General features: G+C 64.0%; 15 protein-coding genes and 1 riboswitch. Of the genes, 5 read left to right on the top strand and 10 right to left on the bottom strand.

All coding sequences use genetic code 11. The features are described from left to right. The first annotated feature begins 94 nt into the window (after window positions 1-94). The 5 genes from AC5RWO_RS18500 to AC5RWO_RS18480 all read left to right on the top strand — a co-directional run bounded on the left by AC5RWO_RS18500 (window position 95) and on the right by AC5RWO_RS18480 (window position 4884). Complete coding sequence (locus AC5RWO_RS18500; RefSeq protein WP_498732966.1) at window positions 95-388, top strand: hypothetical protein; 294 nt, start codon at window positions 95-97, stop codon at window positions 386-388. An 85-nt stretch (window positions 389-473) separates the two neighbouring features. Next, complete coding sequence (locus AC5RWO_RS18495) at window positions 474-2195, top strand: FMN-binding glutamate synthase family protein (RefSeq protein ID WP_498732965.1); 1722 nt, start codon at window positions 474-476, stop codon at window positions 2193-2195. Window positions 2196-2265: 70 nt separating this feature from the next. After that, window positions 2266-2381, top strand: a riboswitch (SAM riboswitch). Window positions 2382-2417: 36 nt separating this feature from the next. Further along, window positions 2418-2957, top strand: a complete 540-nt coding sequence (locus tag AC5RWO_RS18490; RefSeq protein ID WP_498732964.1) for an OsmC family protein — start codon at window positions 2418-2420, stop codon at window positions 2955-2957. Between the two features lie 59 nt (window positions 2958-3016). Next, window positions 3017-3202, top strand: coding sequence for a DUF1918 domain-containing protein (locus AC5RWO_RS18485; RefSeq protein ID WP_498732963.1), 186 nt, complete (start codon window positions 3017-3019; stop codon window positions 3200-3202). Window positions 3203-3453: 251 nt separating this feature from the next. After that, window positions 3454-4884 carry an APC family permease gene (locus tag AC5RWO_RS18480; protein WP_498732962.1) on the top strand — a complete coding sequence of 477 codons (1431 nt, stop codon included), beginning with the start codon at window positions 3454-3456 and terminating at the stop codon, window positions 4882-4884. 107 nt (window positions 4885-4991) lie between these two features. Here the strand turns inward: AC5RWO_RS18480 and AC5RWO_RS18475 are convergent, their stop codons facing one another. The 10 genes from AC5RWO_RS18475 to AC5RWO_RS18430 form a co-directional block, all read right to left on the bottom strand. Continuing rightward, on the bottom strand, window positions 4992-5126 hold the full coding sequence (locus AC5RWO_RS18475; RefSeq protein WP_277351902.1) for a hypothetical protein: 135 nt from the start codon (window positions 5124-5126) through the stop codon (window positions 4992-4994). A 41-nt stretch (window positions 5127-5167) separates the two neighbouring features. Continuing rightward, window positions 5168-5356: a hypothetical protein gene (locus AC5RWO_RS18470; protein WP_498732961.1), complete on the bottom strand. Its 189-nt coding sequence runs from the start codon at window positions 5354-5356 to the stop codon at window positions 5168-5170. A gap of 95 nt (window positions 5357-5451) precedes the next feature. After that, window positions 5452-5781 carry a DUF4190 domain-containing protein gene (locus AC5RWO_RS18465; protein WP_498732960.1) on the bottom strand — a complete coding sequence of 110 codons (330 nt, stop codon included), beginning with the start codon at window positions 5779-5781 and terminating at the stop codon, window positions 5452-5454. A 96-nt stretch (window positions 5782-5877) separates the two neighbouring features. After that, window positions 5878-6669, bottom strand: coding sequence for an SDR family NAD(P)-dependent oxidoreductase (locus AC5RWO_RS18460; protein ID WP_498732959.1), 792 nt, complete (start codon window positions 6667-6669; stop codon window positions 5878-5880). Next, window positions 6666-7895, bottom strand: a complete 1230-nt coding sequence (locus AC5RWO_RS18455; RefSeq protein ID WP_498732958.1) for an acyl-CoA dehydrogenase family protein — start codon at window positions 7893-7895, stop codon at window positions 6666-6668. The genes AC5RWO_RS18460 and AC5RWO_RS18455 overlap by 4 nt, the downstream gene beginning before the upstream one ends. Continuing rightward, window positions 7885-8745, bottom strand: coding sequence for a 3-hydroxyacyl-CoA dehydrogenase family protein (locus AC5RWO_RS18450; RefSeq protein WP_498732957.1), 861 nt, complete (start codon window positions 8743-8745; stop codon window positions 7885-7887). The genes AC5RWO_RS18455 and AC5RWO_RS18450 overlap by 11 nt, the downstream gene beginning before the upstream one ends. A gap of 16 nt (window positions 8746-8761) precedes the next feature. Further along, on the bottom strand, window positions 8762-9538 hold the full coding sequence (locus tag AC5RWO_RS18445) for an enoyl-CoA hydratase/isomerase family protein (RefSeq protein ID WP_498732956.1): 777 nt from the start codon (window positions 9536-9538) through the stop codon (window positions 8762-8764). 9 nt (window positions 9539-9547) lie between these two features. Then, window positions 9548-10765, bottom strand: coding sequence for an acyl-CoA dehydrogenase family protein (locus AC5RWO_RS18440; protein ID WP_498732955.1), 1218 nt, complete (start codon window positions 10763-10765; stop codon window positions 9548-9550). After that, window positions 10762-12441 carry an AMP-binding protein gene (locus AC5RWO_RS18435; RefSeq protein WP_498732954.1) on the bottom strand — a complete coding sequence of 560 codons (1680 nt, stop codon included), beginning with the start codon at window positions 12439-12441 and terminating at the stop codon, window positions 10762-10764. The genes AC5RWO_RS18440 and AC5RWO_RS18435 overlap by 4 nt, the downstream gene beginning before the upstream one ends. Before the next feature lie 67 nt (window positions 12442-12508). After that, window positions 12509-13255 carry an SDR family NAD(P)-dependent oxidoreductase gene (locus tag AC5RWO_RS18430; protein ID WP_498732953.1) on the bottom strand — a complete coding sequence of 249 codons (747 nt, stop codon included), beginning with the start codon at window positions 13253-13255 and terminating at the stop codon, window positions 12509-12511. Window positions 13256-13258: the final 3 nt, after the last annotated feature.

Here is a 13258-nt window from a genome sequence, read left to right as displayed (position 1 = left end):
GACGGAAACTGGCAGTTTTCCCGGCCATGGAATCCGGTGTGCACGGCGTTGATGCTAAGACCTATCGGAATCCGTGAAGAAAGCAGGACCAGCCATGAGCCTCCAACCTCCGGAATACTGGCTGAAAATCCACAACATCGAACTGCAGCAGCTGATGGCGCAGGCAGAGCGGACCCGCCAGCGCTCGCAGTACCAAGGGAATGGGACGGCCTTGAGGTCACCCAGGAACCGGGCCAAGGCGCTGGTGCCCACCCGGCAAGCAGCTACAGCCAAGACGCATGACAATCGGGCGCTGGCCTGGCTCCACGGCTTAATGCCGCAGCTGAGGCGCAGAGGACTAACGGCGCCGGCACCGGCTGGGCGGCAGCCAGCAGACTGCTGCGCCTGACTCCAGACGCCCCGGGTGTGCTCAGGAACCGGACGAATCCGCCGGACCCGTCCGGTTCCTCCGGCGTCGGTCGTAGACTCGGGCCATGGCACGCTTTTTGGTTTTTGTTGTTCTTGCGGTGCTGGGCTTTATTACCATCGTGGCCGCGTCGTTCGGTTCCGTTGGCTGGTGGGTGCTGGCCGCCGTCGTTGTTGCGCTCTTGGTGATCGGGATCTGGGATGTGGTCCAGACCAGGCACTCGATCCTGCGGAACTATCCAATCTTGGGGCATATGCGCTACGTACTGGAATCCATCCGGCCGGAAATCCAGCAGTACTTTGTCGAGCGGAACGTGGACGGGAAGCCGTTCAACCGGGATGTGCGGTCGCTGGTGTATGCGCGGGCCAAAGGCGAGAACAGCCACAAGGCCTTCGGTACGGAACGCGAAGTGAACCAGATCGGCTACGAATACCTGATCCATTCCACCGCCCCGGTAGCGCCGCCCAAGCAGCATCCGCGGATACCGCTGGGCGGGCCTGATTGCAGGCAGCCCTACGACATTTCGCTGTTCAACGTCTCGTCCATGAGCTTCGGCTCGCTGTCGAAGAATGCCGTGCTCGCGATGAATAAAGGTGCGGCGCTGGGCGGCTTCGTGCAGGAAACAGGTGAAGGCGGCCTGACCAAGTACCACCTCGAATACGGTGCCGACTTGATCTGGGAAATAGGCTCCGGCTACTTTGGCGCGCGCGACAAGGACGGCCATTTCAGCCCCGAGGCCTTTATTCCGAAGGCGGCGCGCCCCGAGGTCAAGGGCATCAGCATCAAGCTTTCGCAAGGGGCCAAGCCCGGTCTGGGCGGTGTCCTGCCAGGCTCGAAAGTCACCCCGGAGATTGCCGAAGCACGCGGGGTGGAGATGGGCGTCGACTGTGTGTCGCCTGCCAGCCACAGCGCCTTCGGCACACCGCGGGAGCTGATCCGCTTCGTCAAGCAGCTGCGCGATCTCTCCGACGGCAAGCCCATCGGCTTCAAGCTGTGCGTGGGTTCGCGCGTGGACGTGCTCGCCATTTGCAAGGCGATGCTGGAGGAGAAAGTGACTCCGGATTTCATCGTCGTCGATGGGTCCGAAGGCGGGACCGGCGCGGCGCCGCTGGAGTACCAGGACAACGTGGGCACGCCGCTGACCGAAGGCCTGATGCTGGTGCACAACGCCCTGATCGGAGTGGGGCTGCGGGAGCGGGTCCGCATTGCCGCCGCGGGGAAGGTCGCATCCGGCTCGGACATCGTCAAACGCCTGATCGAAGGCGCGGACTTCACGATGAGCGCGCGGACCATGATGATGGCCACCGGCTGCATCCAGGCGCAGAAATGCCACACTAACGAATGCCCGGTGGGCGTGGCCACGCAGAACCCGCGGCTGGTGCGCGCGCTCAACGTCGAAGACAAGGGCCAGCGCGTTTTCAACTACCAGAAGCTCACAGTGGACGAGAGCGTGCAGATCATGGCGTCGATGGGCTGCAAATCCCCGGACGAGGTCTCGCCGCGGATGCTTCGGCGCCGCGTGGACCATCTGACCACGCGCTCCTACGAGAACATCTACAACTGGATGGAGCCCGGCGAACTGCTCAAGGATCCTCCCCGCGGCTGGAGCGAAGACTGGAACCTGGCCAACGCCGACTACTTCCGCGAACCGCCCAAGAAGCCCGCCGAGGACGAACACAAGGCGGAGCCCGTACCAGGCAGTCCGGAGTATGACCGGGCCCGGCTCCCCGGCGACAAGCACCAGCCTGAAGGCCAGGTTGGCCGCCCCGAGGGCGAACTGGGCCGCTAGGAAATACAGAAGTCCTCATGTTACGGCGCGGTTGAGTGCTCCGGGGTGCGGCGGGCAGAATCGGACGCAGAATCAAGAGTTCCAACCTTCGGCCCTGGCCGGTTGGACGGCAACCCTCGTAGCTGTAGCGGGGTGCCCCAGGTGAAGATTCGACGCCGGCCCAAACGGGAGGCGTAAGTATGGCGCCCTGCTCCGGCGTGCGCCGACAGGAAGGATTCCACCATGACTGAAACAGCTCTCCGTGATCTGGCCGAAGACCGTGCCGCCCGGCTGGATGAGGCCGGCGCCTTCTGGACCGGCAAGATTGCCGAAGACACCGCCAATGCCAAGCTGACGTTCAAGGTGGCAGGTCAGGGAACCGGCCCGGTAGCCACCCGTGTCACCGCGGGCAGGCACGAGTTTTCCGTTGACGAACCGGCGGGCCTGGCCGGTGAGGACACCGCCGCGAGCCCGGTGGAGTACGCGCTGGGTGCCCTGGCCTCCTGCCAGGTAGTGGTCTACCGGCTGTACGCACACCAGCTGGGTATCCGTTTCGACGAGATCAGCATCGACGCCGAGGGCGATCTGGACGTGCAGGGCCTGTTCGGCGCCGATCAGAGCGTGCGTCCTGGATTCAGCGCCGTGCGGTTGAACGTGAACATCAGCGGCCCCGAAACGCAGGAACGCTACGAGGAGCTGCGCCGCACCGTGGACGCGCACTGCCCGGTGCTGGATCTCTTCGCCAACCCCACGCCGGTTAGCGCCGAGGTCTTCAAGAAGTAGCACGGGCTATTCCCCTTCGGCGCAGTCGATCGTACCCTAGGGCCAGGAGGTATTTCACGATGAAGGCATCGCCAGGCAACAGGATCATTGTCCGCGGCCGGACCGTAGAGTCGTCCGACCGGCACGGGGAAATTGTTGAGGTCAGGGGTGATGACGGCGCTCCTCCGTACTTTGTGCGGTTCGACGACGGCCACGAATCGGTGGTTTTCCCCGGCGGGGATTTCGTAGTTGAGCACAACCCCTAGCCACAGGTTCCAGCCCGTTCATCAGCCGAGAGCGGATCTGAGGGCGAGCAGCATGATGATGCTGCTCGCCCTTGCGCTGTCCAACATCGGCGGACCACAGGCAAGAAGACCCAGCCAACGCAACATGGCCATTTCAGGCCGAAACATCGTAGTAATGTCGTGCAGTTACTCTTGCCGTGATCGGTGCCACCTTCGCGCCGCCGGCAATTTTCCATGCCCGAACGGCATCTGAACGAGAAAGGGGCATCGGCGTGGCTGTATCACAACACGAATCCGAACCCTCATTGAAGAAAGTACTGGGACGCCTCGACGTCCTCGCCCTGGGCTTCGGGGCCATGATCGGCTTCGGCTGGGTGGTCCTGACCGGCGGCTGGTTGGAGTCCGCCGGAACCATGGGCTCAGTGACGGCCATGCTTGCGGGCGGCATCATCATGGGCGTGGTCGGACTCACTTATGCCGAGCTGTGTGCGGCAATGCCCAAGGCCGGCGGCGAGCACAACTACATCATGCGGGCGATGGGACCGCGCCCGTCCTTCATCGGTTCCTGGGCCATCATCGGCGGCTACGTGACCATCGTGGCCTTCGAAGCGGTGGCGCTTCCGCGGACCGTCCAGTACATCTTTCCCAACCTCAGCCAGATCAAGCTCTGGAACGTCGCCGGTTTCGACGTCCACCTGACCTGGGCGCTGGTAGGGGCCGTTGCCGCCGTCGTTATTACCTGGATCAACATCCGTGGTGTGAAGGAAGCCGGCATCGTGCAGACCTTTGTGGTGCTGTTCCTGCTGGCCATCGGCCTGGTCATGATCGCCGGAGCATTTACCGGCGGCGAAGTGTCCAATATGGAGCCGTTCTTCAACGGCGGCATGACCGGGTTCTTCGCGGTACTCGTGGTGGTGCCGTTCCTGTTCATCGGCTTCGATGTGATTCCGCAGTCCGCCGAGGAAGTGAACATTCCGGCGCGTCAGATCGGCCGGCTCGTGGTGGTCTCGGTCATCCTGGCCACTATTTGGTACGTGATGGTGGTGCTGACCACGTCTTCGGCCATGCCGGCCAGTGAGCTGGCCGGGACGGACATTGCGACGGCGGACGCCGTGGGTGCGATGTTCGGTTCGGACATCATGGCCAAGGTACTGATCGCCGGCGGTATCGCTGGCATCCTCACCTCGTGGAACTCGTTGCTGCTCGGCGCATCCCGGCTGATGTTCTCGCTGGCGCGCTCCGGAATGCTGCCGGCCTGGTTCGGCAAGTTGCACTCCAAGTACGGCACCCCGCACAATGCCCTGCTGTTCGTCGGCGGGCTGAGCGTCCTGGCGCCGTTCTTCGGCGTGGAGATGCTGGTCTGGTTGGTGGACTCCGGCGCGCCGAGCATCGTGCTGGCCTACACCATGGTGGCGATTTCCTTTCTGATCCTGCGCCGCCGCGAACCGGAGATGGACCGGCCGCTGCGGATCGGCGGCAAAGGCAAGGGCGGCGTCGCGATCGGCATCGCCGCGGCCGTGCTGGGCGTGGCTTTGTTCAGCCTGTACATGCCGGGGATGCCGGCTCAGCTGGGCATCGAGCCGTGGATCCTCTTTGGCCTGTGGTGGGTCATCGGGCTGGTCTTCTTCTTCCGGGTGCCCGCCGGCATCAAGGCCGGGCCGCTGGCGGAAGAGCACGTGTTGGCGCGGGTCCGCTCGCGCTGACGCAGCACACTCTGCGCTGACCGCAAGACCAACGACGGCGGTGCCTGCCTTTCGTCCCCACCCAGGCAAGGTGCCGGGCGAGGGGGAAGGGGGCATCGCCGTCGTAATCAGTAGCGGTACGGGTTGTCTTCGGCGGCGCCGTGGCGGGCGTGTTCGAAGCCTTCCTGCCAGGCATCCCGGACAGCGTGGGTCAGCTCCGACAGCAGCCGGTATGACGGGTGGTCGGGGCCGACCCAGAGCATTTCTTCCTGCGCCCGGTCAAGAATCCCGTGGATCCGTTCGCTCAGTGCTTTCTCCTCAGGGCGCCCATGATTTTCCCGCCGATGCCGCCGTGTTCCGTGCCGGCGGCTCCGGCCGATCCATAAGTACCGCGCGTTCTGCCCCGCGTGGTGCCGGGAGTATGCCCGGTGCCCATCCTGCCCTTGCCGCCCAACCGCTCGGCGGCCCGCTTGATCCTGTTACCTATACCCATGGTGTTTCTCCTATGGCTGGCAGTGCCCGCCTGCAAGGACGCCGACAGGTCACCCCTCCATTTTAAGACGGGGTATGTGCCAGCGCACTAGGGAGTCAGACCATGGTGCTGGAGGTGGCTACCGCGCCGAAGATGCCGAAGACGAAGATGAACAGCAGCACCCAGCCCAGCAGCATGAGGCCGTTGAGCACCAAGCCGGCGATCGCCATTCCCCTGCCCGCGGGTTCTTTGTTCAGGCCAACCAGACCGAAGATGAATCCCACAATGGGCACCACGAAAGTGAACCCGAGAAACAGCGAGACCAGCCCCAGCACCATGGCCGTGACGCTGGCGCCCTTCGGCTGGGGCTGGACGTAGACCTGCTGGTAGACCGGCGCGGGATGCTGCGGCACGGGCAGATTCGACGGCTGGTACGGATTGGACATGCTGACCCCCGGAGGTAGTGCTGAAAGGTTTACCCAGCGTATCGCCGCCGCCGGACAGTCAGCGCACTGTTACCGGCGGGTTGGCCTCCGTGCGGGTCAACTCATCGTCAGTCCTCCGCTGACGCTGATGGCCTGGCCTGTGATGTAGCCGGCGCCATCGGCTGCCAGAAACAGGACAGCTGACGCGACTTCGGTCGCCGTACCCCGCCGCCGCTTCGGGATGGCCTTAACCATGCCGTTCATGACCTTGCCGGTCAGACCATCGGACGCCAGCATGTCCTGCAGCAGAGCGGTGTCGGTAGGACCCGGGCAGACGACATTGGCCGTGATGTCCAAGGCTGCGTTCTCCCGCGCAATGGCTTTGCCAAAGGCAATCACGCCGCCTCTGGCCGCCGAGGATGCGGCATCCCCGCTGGAGCCGACCTTGCCGCTGTCCGAACCAACCACCACGATGCGGCCGTAGTTGCTGTCCCGCATGATTGGCAGTACCGCACGGACAGTGTTCATGACGGCTAAGAGTTCGGTATCCACTATCTCCCGAGCAGCGGCCGCCTCAGTTTCGTGAAACAACCGCAGCTCGTGCCGGTGCCCGGCGGTAATGACCAGGATGTCCACTCCGCCCAAGGCTGCTGCGGCGCGATTTACGACGTCGGTCACCGCGGTGTCGTCCGCCGCGTCCAGTTGGGCGAATCCCGCGCACCCGGACGGAGTCAGCCGCTGGGCCAATTCTTCGGCAACCTCCCGGCTGCGATGGTAGGTGAAGAACACCGTCGACCCGGCAGCCGCCAGATCAAGGCAGACCTGTGCACCGATGCCGCCTCCACCAATCACCAGTGCTCTCCTGCCGTTGAGGCTGGCGGATCTGCTCTCTGCTGGGGCGTCGCTCATGCGAAAGCCGAGATTCCGGTGGTGGCGCGGCCGATCAGCAGGGACTGGATGGAATCGGTGCCTTCGTAGGTGTGGACCACTTCCATATCCGTCAGGTGCCGTCCCACATGGAAGTCCAACAGCAGCCCGTTGCCCCCGAGGATGTCACGGGCTTCGGAACAGATCCAGCGTGCTTTCTGCGCGGTGTGCATTTTCGCCACGGAAGCCATGGTGCCGGTCCACTGCCCGCTTTCCTGCAGGGACGCCATTCGGAAGCACATCAGTTGGATGGCCGTGAGCTCGGCCAGCATATTGGCAAGTTTGTTCTGCACCAGCTGGTAGCTTGCGATCGGTTTGCCGAACTGGGTCCTGACCTGCGCATAGGTCAGCGCGGCCTCGTAGGTGGCGAGCGCGTGGCCCAGGCTCTCCCAGGAGGCGCCGCCGCGGGTGGACGCCAGCACCCGCGAAGCATCCCGGAACGATTCCGCTCCCGGCAACCGGTTTTCATCCGGGATCCGCAGATTCTTCATTTCGATGTCGGGCTGCAGGATGGCCCGCTTGCCGATTTTCCCGGTAATCACTTCGGTGCTGTACCCCGGCGGGTAAGTGCCGTCGTCGTTCTTCTCCAAAACGAACGCCTTGACCTTGCCATCGGCCTCATCCCGGGCCCAAATAACGACGACATCAGCGAAGCTCGCGTTGCCGATCCATCGTTTGCGCCCGCTAAGTACCCAATGGGTCCCGTCGCTGCGGGCTGTAGTTTCCAGCTGGGCGGAGTCCGAGCCATGCTCCGGCTCGGTCAGTGCGAAGGCACCGACGAGGTCCAGGGCAGCCATGCGGGGAAGCCACCGCTGCTTCTGTTCTTCGCTGCCGAGCATGTTGATAGTGCCCATGGTCAGGTTGGACTGGACGCCGATAAAAGTGTTCATCGAGCCGTCGCCGCGGGACATTTCCACGGTCGCCATGCCTGCCGCCAGCCGGCTCATGCCGGGGCAGCCGTAGCCTTCGATGGTGGAGCCGATGATCCTCAACTTGGCCAGTTCCGGCAGCAGCTCATGCGGGAACTCCGCGCGTTCCCAGTAGCCGTTGATGACCGGCAGTACGTGTTCGTTGACGAAGCCGCGGACCTTGTTCTTGACCGCGCGGTCCTCGTCCGTCAGCTGCTCCAGGAGCAGGTAGCAGTCCGTGTCTTTCGCGTCCGTGAGTCCCTTGGCCAGGGCTGCGGTGTACTGGTCATTAATGGTCATAGGAGTACCAGCCCTTTCCGGTCTTCTTGCCGTAGTGGCCCTGTTCGTAGAGTTCCTTCAGTGCCGGGTGGGGTAGGTCCGCGGGGTCCTGGGTTTCTTCGTAGGTGGCTTGCCGGATCAGGTAGCTCACGTCCAGGCCTACCAGGTCCATCAGTTCGAACGGTCCCATGGGATGGCCGAGCGCGGTCTTGGCGGCGGTGTCGATGTCTTCGTAGCTGGCGATGCCGTCGGCGTAGAGCCGCAGGGCTTCGTCCCGGATGGCGCCCATGAGCCGGTTGGCCACGAAGCCCGGGATCTCTTGGTTGATCAGGACCGGCGCGTTGCCCAAGGTGCGGGCAAGTTCCATCGTGGCGTCCACGGTTTCCTGCGAGGTTTTGGCGTGGCGGACGACTTCCACGCACTTCATCACCAGGGCGGGGTTGAAGAAGTGCATGTTGCAGACTTTGTCCGGCCGGGCCGTTTCGGAAGCAACCTTGGACGAACCGAGCGTGGAGGAGTTGGTGGCCAGGATGGTGTGCGGAGGTGCGGCTTGGTCCAGGGCCGCGAAGATGCGGCGTTTGATGTCCAGTTTTTCGGTGGCCGCTTCGATGGCGAAGTCGGCGTCCGCAGCGCCGTCCCGGAGCGAGGTGGTGAAGGCTAGCCGGGCCAGGGCGGCGTCCGCGTCGGCCCTGCTGAGCCGCCCCTTGGCCACGCTGGCGTCCATCCTTATGTTGAGCTGTTCCCGGGCTGCGGTCAGGGATTCCTCGGCGACGTCCTGCACGGTGGTCCGGTAGCCGGCCAGCGCACACACCATGCCGATTTGGGAGCCCATGGCGCCGGCGCCGATGACCAGGATGTTCTTGATCTGCATTTATTGTTTCCCTGCCCTATTTGCCTTGGAACTTGGCTGGTCGTTTTTCAATGAAGGCCTCGGCGCCTTCGCGTTTGTCCTCGCTGGAATACAGCAGGGACTGCGCCAGGCGTTCGAGCAGCAGGCCGGTGCGCTGGTCGGTTTCGGCGCCGTTCTTGATCACGAGCTTGCCCAGCCGGACCGCGAGCGGGCCCTTGGCCAGGATCTGCCCGGCCGTGTGCTGGACCGCCTCCATCAGTCCGGCGTCAGGCACGACGTCGGTGACGAGCCCGATGCGCAGCGCCTCGGCGGCGTCGAAGACACGTCCGGTGAGAATGAGTTCGACGGCGCGGCCCTTGCCAACCAGCCGGGTGAGCCGCTGGGTGCCGCCGGCACCGGGAAGCACGCCGAGGTTGGTCTCGGGCAGCCCGAACCGGGCGCTTTCGGCGGCGATGCGGATGTCGCAGGCCATGGCCAGTTCATTGCCGCCGCCCAGGGCGAAGCCGTTGACCGCGGCGATGGTGGGCTTTTCGTAGTCCTCGATGTAGTCGTAGAGCCGCTGCATGTCGGAGGAGAGGCCGTCGAAGAGGGTGTAGTCCACCAGCTGGGTGATGTCCGCGCCGGCGATGAAGGCTTTGTCCCCGGCGCCGGTGAAGACGACAGCGCCGACGTCGTCGTTGCCCACGAAGTCCTCGAGGGCGGCGCGGATCTCCCGCAGCACAGTTTTGCTCAGGGCGTTGCGGGCCTGCGGCCGGTTGACGGTTATGATGCCCAGCTGGCTGCGGACATCGGTCAGGATGGTTTCGTAGCTCATCTGCTCCCCTTACCGAAAGGCCGGCTGGCCGGTGATGTGGTTACCTAGGATCAAGGTGTGGACCTCGTCGGTGCCCTCATATGTGCGGACTGATTCGAGGTTGTTCGCGTGACGCAGCGGCGAGTAATCCAGGGTGATGCCGTTGCCGCCGAGGATGGTGCGGGCCTCGCGGCAGATCTTGATGGCCTCGCGGCAGTTGTTGAGCTTGCCGACCGAGATCTGCACCGGCTCCAGGGTTCCGGCGTCCTTGAGCCGACCGGTATGGATGGCCAGCAGGGTGCCTTTCTGGATTTCCAGCAGCATGTTGACCAGCTTTTCCTGGGTCAGCTGGTAGCCCGCGAGCGGTTTGTCGAACTGCAGCCGGTCCAACGAGTACTTCAGGGCTTCCTCGTAGCTGTCTCTGGCGGCGCCCATGGCACCCCAGATGATGCCGTAGCGTGCCTCGTTCAGGCAGGAGAACGGGCCGCGCAGTCCCTTTGCGCCGGGCAGCAGCGCGTCTGCCGGGAGGCGGACGTTGTCCAGCTCGATGTCGCACTGGATGGAGGCGCGCATGGAGAGCTTGGGCTCGATCGGTGTAGCGGTGAACCCCGCGGTATCCGTCGGGACCAGGAAGCCGCGCACGCCGTCGTCGGTGGCGGCCCAGATCACCGCGACCTGCGCGATGGAAGCCAGCCCGATCCAGCGCTTGGCGCCGTTGAGGACCCAGCCGTCGCCGTCGCGCACGGCGGTGGTCTGCATGCTGGAGGGGTCTGAACCGGCGGTGGGCTCGGTCAGGCCGAAGCAGCCGATGATTTCGCCCTTGGCCATGCCGGGAAGATAGGTGTTCTTCTGCTGCTCTGAGCCCCACTTGTGGATGGCGCTCATGGCCAGCGAGCCCTGCACCGAGACGAAGGTGCGCAGGCCGGAATCACCCGCTTCGAGTTCCATCGCGGCGATGCCGTACTCGACGGCGGAGCGGCCCGGGCAGCCATAGCCCTTCAAATGCATGCCAAGCAGGCCCAGCCGGCCCATCTCCCGGACGATTTCGACCGGGAAGTGCGCGTCTTCGTACCACTGCTTGATGTTCGGCTTGATCCGGTCCCGTACAAAACCACGCACCGTATCGCGCAGCACAAGTTCACCGGGACTGAAGAGGCCATCCAGCTTCAGCACGTCAGAATTGGCCAGCACAGCCGGTTCTGCGGCAGCCGCCGGCACGGCTTCGGCAACATGGGCAACGGGGTTCATCGGGCTCCTCCTGCCGGAACGGCCTGGTTCTTTTCCTGCACGGCCGCAGCGAACTTTTCGCGCAGCTGGAACTTCTGGATCTTGCCGCTGGGAGTACGGGGGAAATCTGGTACCACTTCCACGCGCTCGGGCCAGTATGGCTTGGCCACGCCCTTCTCGGTCAGAAACCGCTGCAGCTCGCCGAGGGTGAGCTCGGATTCACCGTCTTTGAGGACGACGGCGGCGCAAGCGGTTTCCTGCAATCTTGCATGCGGGATGGAGACCACAGCGACGGCGTCGACCTTGGGGTGTTCGTAGAGCACGTTTTCCACGTATGCGACAGGGATGTTCTCGCCGCCGCGGATGATCACATCCTTGGTACGGCCGGCGATCCGCAGGTAGCCGTCCTCGTCAATGCTGGCCAGATCGCCGGTGTCAAACCAATCGCCGTCGAACTCGCCGCGGGTCTTCTCCAGCTGCCCGGCGTAACCCTGAAACAGGAAGGGGCCCTTCACCTGCAGCTTGCCTTCTGTCCCCGGCGCAGCCTCGGAGCCGTCGAAGTCGGCCACCCGGATGCTCATGCCCTCGAGCGCGCGGCCGTCGCTGTTGATGATCTTCTCCAACGGATCCGACGGGTGGCCCATGGTGACCAGGCAACACTCGGTCTGGCCCCAGCCGCCGAAGACACTGAGCTCAGGCAGCCGCTCCTTGGCTTGGGCCACCATGACCCGGGGGATCGGCGCACCCATGCAGCAGAAGTGCTTTAGCGAGGACGTGTCATGTTCGGCGAGGTTGCCGGCCTCAAGCAGATCGTGCAGGAACGGGGTGGCACCGGAAGTGTGCTGGATGCCGTGCTGCTCGATCAGCTCTACGAACCTCTCGGCGTTCCAAACATCCTGGATGATGGCAGTGCCGCCGAGCTGGATGGGCAGCGATACACCGTACAGGTAGCCGGTCAGGTGGGCGAAGGTCGAGGCCATGTGGATGACGGCGCTGTTATCCATGCCCAGCTTGTCCGGCCACGGCATACTGCCGGCCACTAAGGTGTTGTGCGTGTGCATCACGCCCTTCGGCTCGCCGGTAGTACCGGAGGTAAAGATCATGACGGAGAGGCTGTTGGGATCGGGGCGCAGCCCGGCCAACTCGCCGGCGTCGCGACGTTCCTCCCACGGTGTGCCGATGAAATCCTCCCAAGAGCGGAAACCCTCGCCGTTGCTGCCGGAATCGCCAATCACTACAACCTGTTCAAGCGCCGGCAATTCTGGACGGAGCCGCTTAACCATTTCCGGGTAGTCGAACTTGCGGAAATCCTGCGGGATGAAGAGCACCTTGGAAGCGGCCCGCTTCATCATGAAGCCGACTTCGCGGTCGCGGTAGATCGCAATCAGCGGGTTGGTGACGGCGCCGATCCTGATGGCAGCCAGATGAATGACCAGCCATTCGCGCCAGTTAGGCAGCTGGATGGAAACCACTTCGCCGGGCCTGACGCCCATTTCAAGCAGCCCCAGCGCGCAGCGGTCGACCTGCTGCTTCAGTTCGGCATAGGTGAAGGTGCCGCGCGAGTCCACCGTGGAAGTTTTGTCAGGGGTGGCAGTGGCGGCCTCGTCGAGGTAATCGGTGAGGGTCTTGTTCTGCCAGAGTCCCTGGCCGGTATAGCGGTCGATCTGCTCTTGCGTCAGCAGCATGTCGAAAGTCATGGCAGTGGTTCCTTATGCTCGTCGTTGAGTCGGGTGCCGGAAGCTGGATTATTCGAGGTCGGACCGGTCAGCTCATGGTCAGGCCGCCGCTGACGGACAGCGTCTGGCCGGTGATGTAGGCGGCCTCGTCGGAGGCGAAGAAAGCGACGGCGTTAGCCAGGTCTTCGGGCTGGGCCAGCCGGCGCATCGGGATGGACTTCTCGAGGGCCTCGCGCAGTTTGGGATTGCCCTCGCTGATGCCGGCGAACAGCGGGGTGTCCGCCGGACCGGGGCAGATACAGTTCACGTTGATCTTGCTGCGGGCCATTTCCCGGGCCAGCGTCTTGGTGAAGGCGATGATGCCGCCCTTGGCTGCCGAATAGACGGCTTCACCCGAGGAACCAACCCGGCCGGCGTCGGAGCCGATATTGATCACCGCGCCGGAACCTTGTTCCTTCATGACTGCCAAGGCGGACTGGCTGCAGTGCAGTGTGCCGTAGAGATTGATGGCGACCACCCGGTCCCAGTCGGAAACCTGGCTGTCGAGGAAGGGCTCCACCTTGTCCCAGCCGGCATTGTTGACCAGCACATCTATGCGTCCGAATTCCTCCTTGACAGCCCGGACCATGTCGTCGACGGATTCCCGTGAGGTGACGTCGGTCAGCACACCGATCGAGTTGTTGCCCAGCGACGCGGCCGTCTCTTTGGCCGCCGCCTCATTGATATCGCTGACGACGACGGTAGCGCCTTCCGCAGCGAGCTTGCCGGCGATAGCCCGGCCGATGCCGCTGCCCGCGCCCGTGACGATAGCGATCTTGTTTTCAAGCTTGCCCATGGT

It is taken from the genome of Arthrobacter sp. B055-34 (assembly GCF_059090425.1).
Note: the sequence above shows the minus strand (reverse complement) of the source record. Positions and strands in the feature narration are given on the sequence as shown.

What these genes read in the sequence shown, in the direction of transcription:
- AC5RWO_RS18500 (WP_498732966.1), top strand. Translation starts at nt 95, where the DNA reads ATGAGCCTCCAACCTCCGGAATACTGGCTGAAAATCCACAACATCGAA.
- AC5RWO_RS18495 (WP_498732965.1), top strand. Translation starts at nt 474, where the DNA reads ATGGCACGCTTTTTGGTTTTTGTTGTTCTTGCGGTGCTGGGCTTTATT.
- AC5RWO_RS18490 (WP_498732964.1), top strand. Translation starts at nt 2,418, where the DNA reads ATGACTGAAACAGCTCTCCGTGATCTGGCCGAAGACCGTGCCGCCCGG.
- AC5RWO_RS18485 (WP_498732963.1), top strand. Translation starts at nt 3,017, where the DNA reads ATGAAGGCATCGCCAGGCAACAGGATCATTGTCCGCGGCCGGACCGTA.
- AC5RWO_RS18475 (WP_277351902.1), bottom strand. Translation starts at nt 5,126, where the DNA reads ATGCTCTGGGTCGGCCCCGACCACCCGTCATACCGGCTGCTGTCGGAG.
- AC5RWO_RS18470 (WP_498732961.1), bottom strand. Translation starts at nt 5,356, where the DNA reads ATGGGTATAGGTAACAGGATCAAGCGGGCCGCCGAGCGGTTGGGCGGC.
- AC5RWO_RS18465 (WP_498732960.1), bottom strand. Translation starts at nt 5,781, where the DNA reads ATGTCCAATCCGTACCAGCCGTCGAATCTGCCCGTGCCGCAGCATCCC.
- AC5RWO_RS18460 (WP_498732959.1), bottom strand. Translation starts at nt 6,669, where the DNA reads ATGAGCGACGCCCCAGCAGAGAGCAGATCCGCCAGCCTCAACGGCAGG.
- AC5RWO_RS18455 (WP_498732958.1), bottom strand. Translation starts at nt 7,895, where the DNA reads ATGACCATTAATGACCAGTACACCGCAGCCCTGGCCAAGGGACTCACG.
- AC5RWO_RS18450 (WP_498732957.1), bottom strand. Translation starts at nt 8,745, where the DNA reads ATGCAGATCAAGAACATCCTGGTCATCGGCGCCGGCGCCATGGGCTCC.
- AC5RWO_RS18445 (WP_498732956.1), bottom strand. Translation starts at nt 9,538, where the DNA reads ATGAGCTACGAAACCATCCTGACCGATGTCCGCAGCCAGCTGGGCATC.
- AC5RWO_RS18440 (WP_498732955.1), bottom strand. Translation starts at nt 10,765, where the DNA reads ATGAACCCCGTTGCCCATGTTGCCGAAGCCGTGCCGGCGGCTGCCGCA.
- AC5RWO_RS18435 (WP_498732954.1), bottom strand. Translation starts at nt 12,441, where the DNA reads ATGACTTTCGACATGCTGCTGACGCAAGAGCAGATCGACCGCTATACC.
- AC5RWO_RS18430 (WP_498732953.1), bottom strand. Translation starts at nt 13,255, where the DNA reads ATGGGCAAGCTTGAAAACAAGATCGCTATCGTCACGGGCGCGGGCAGC.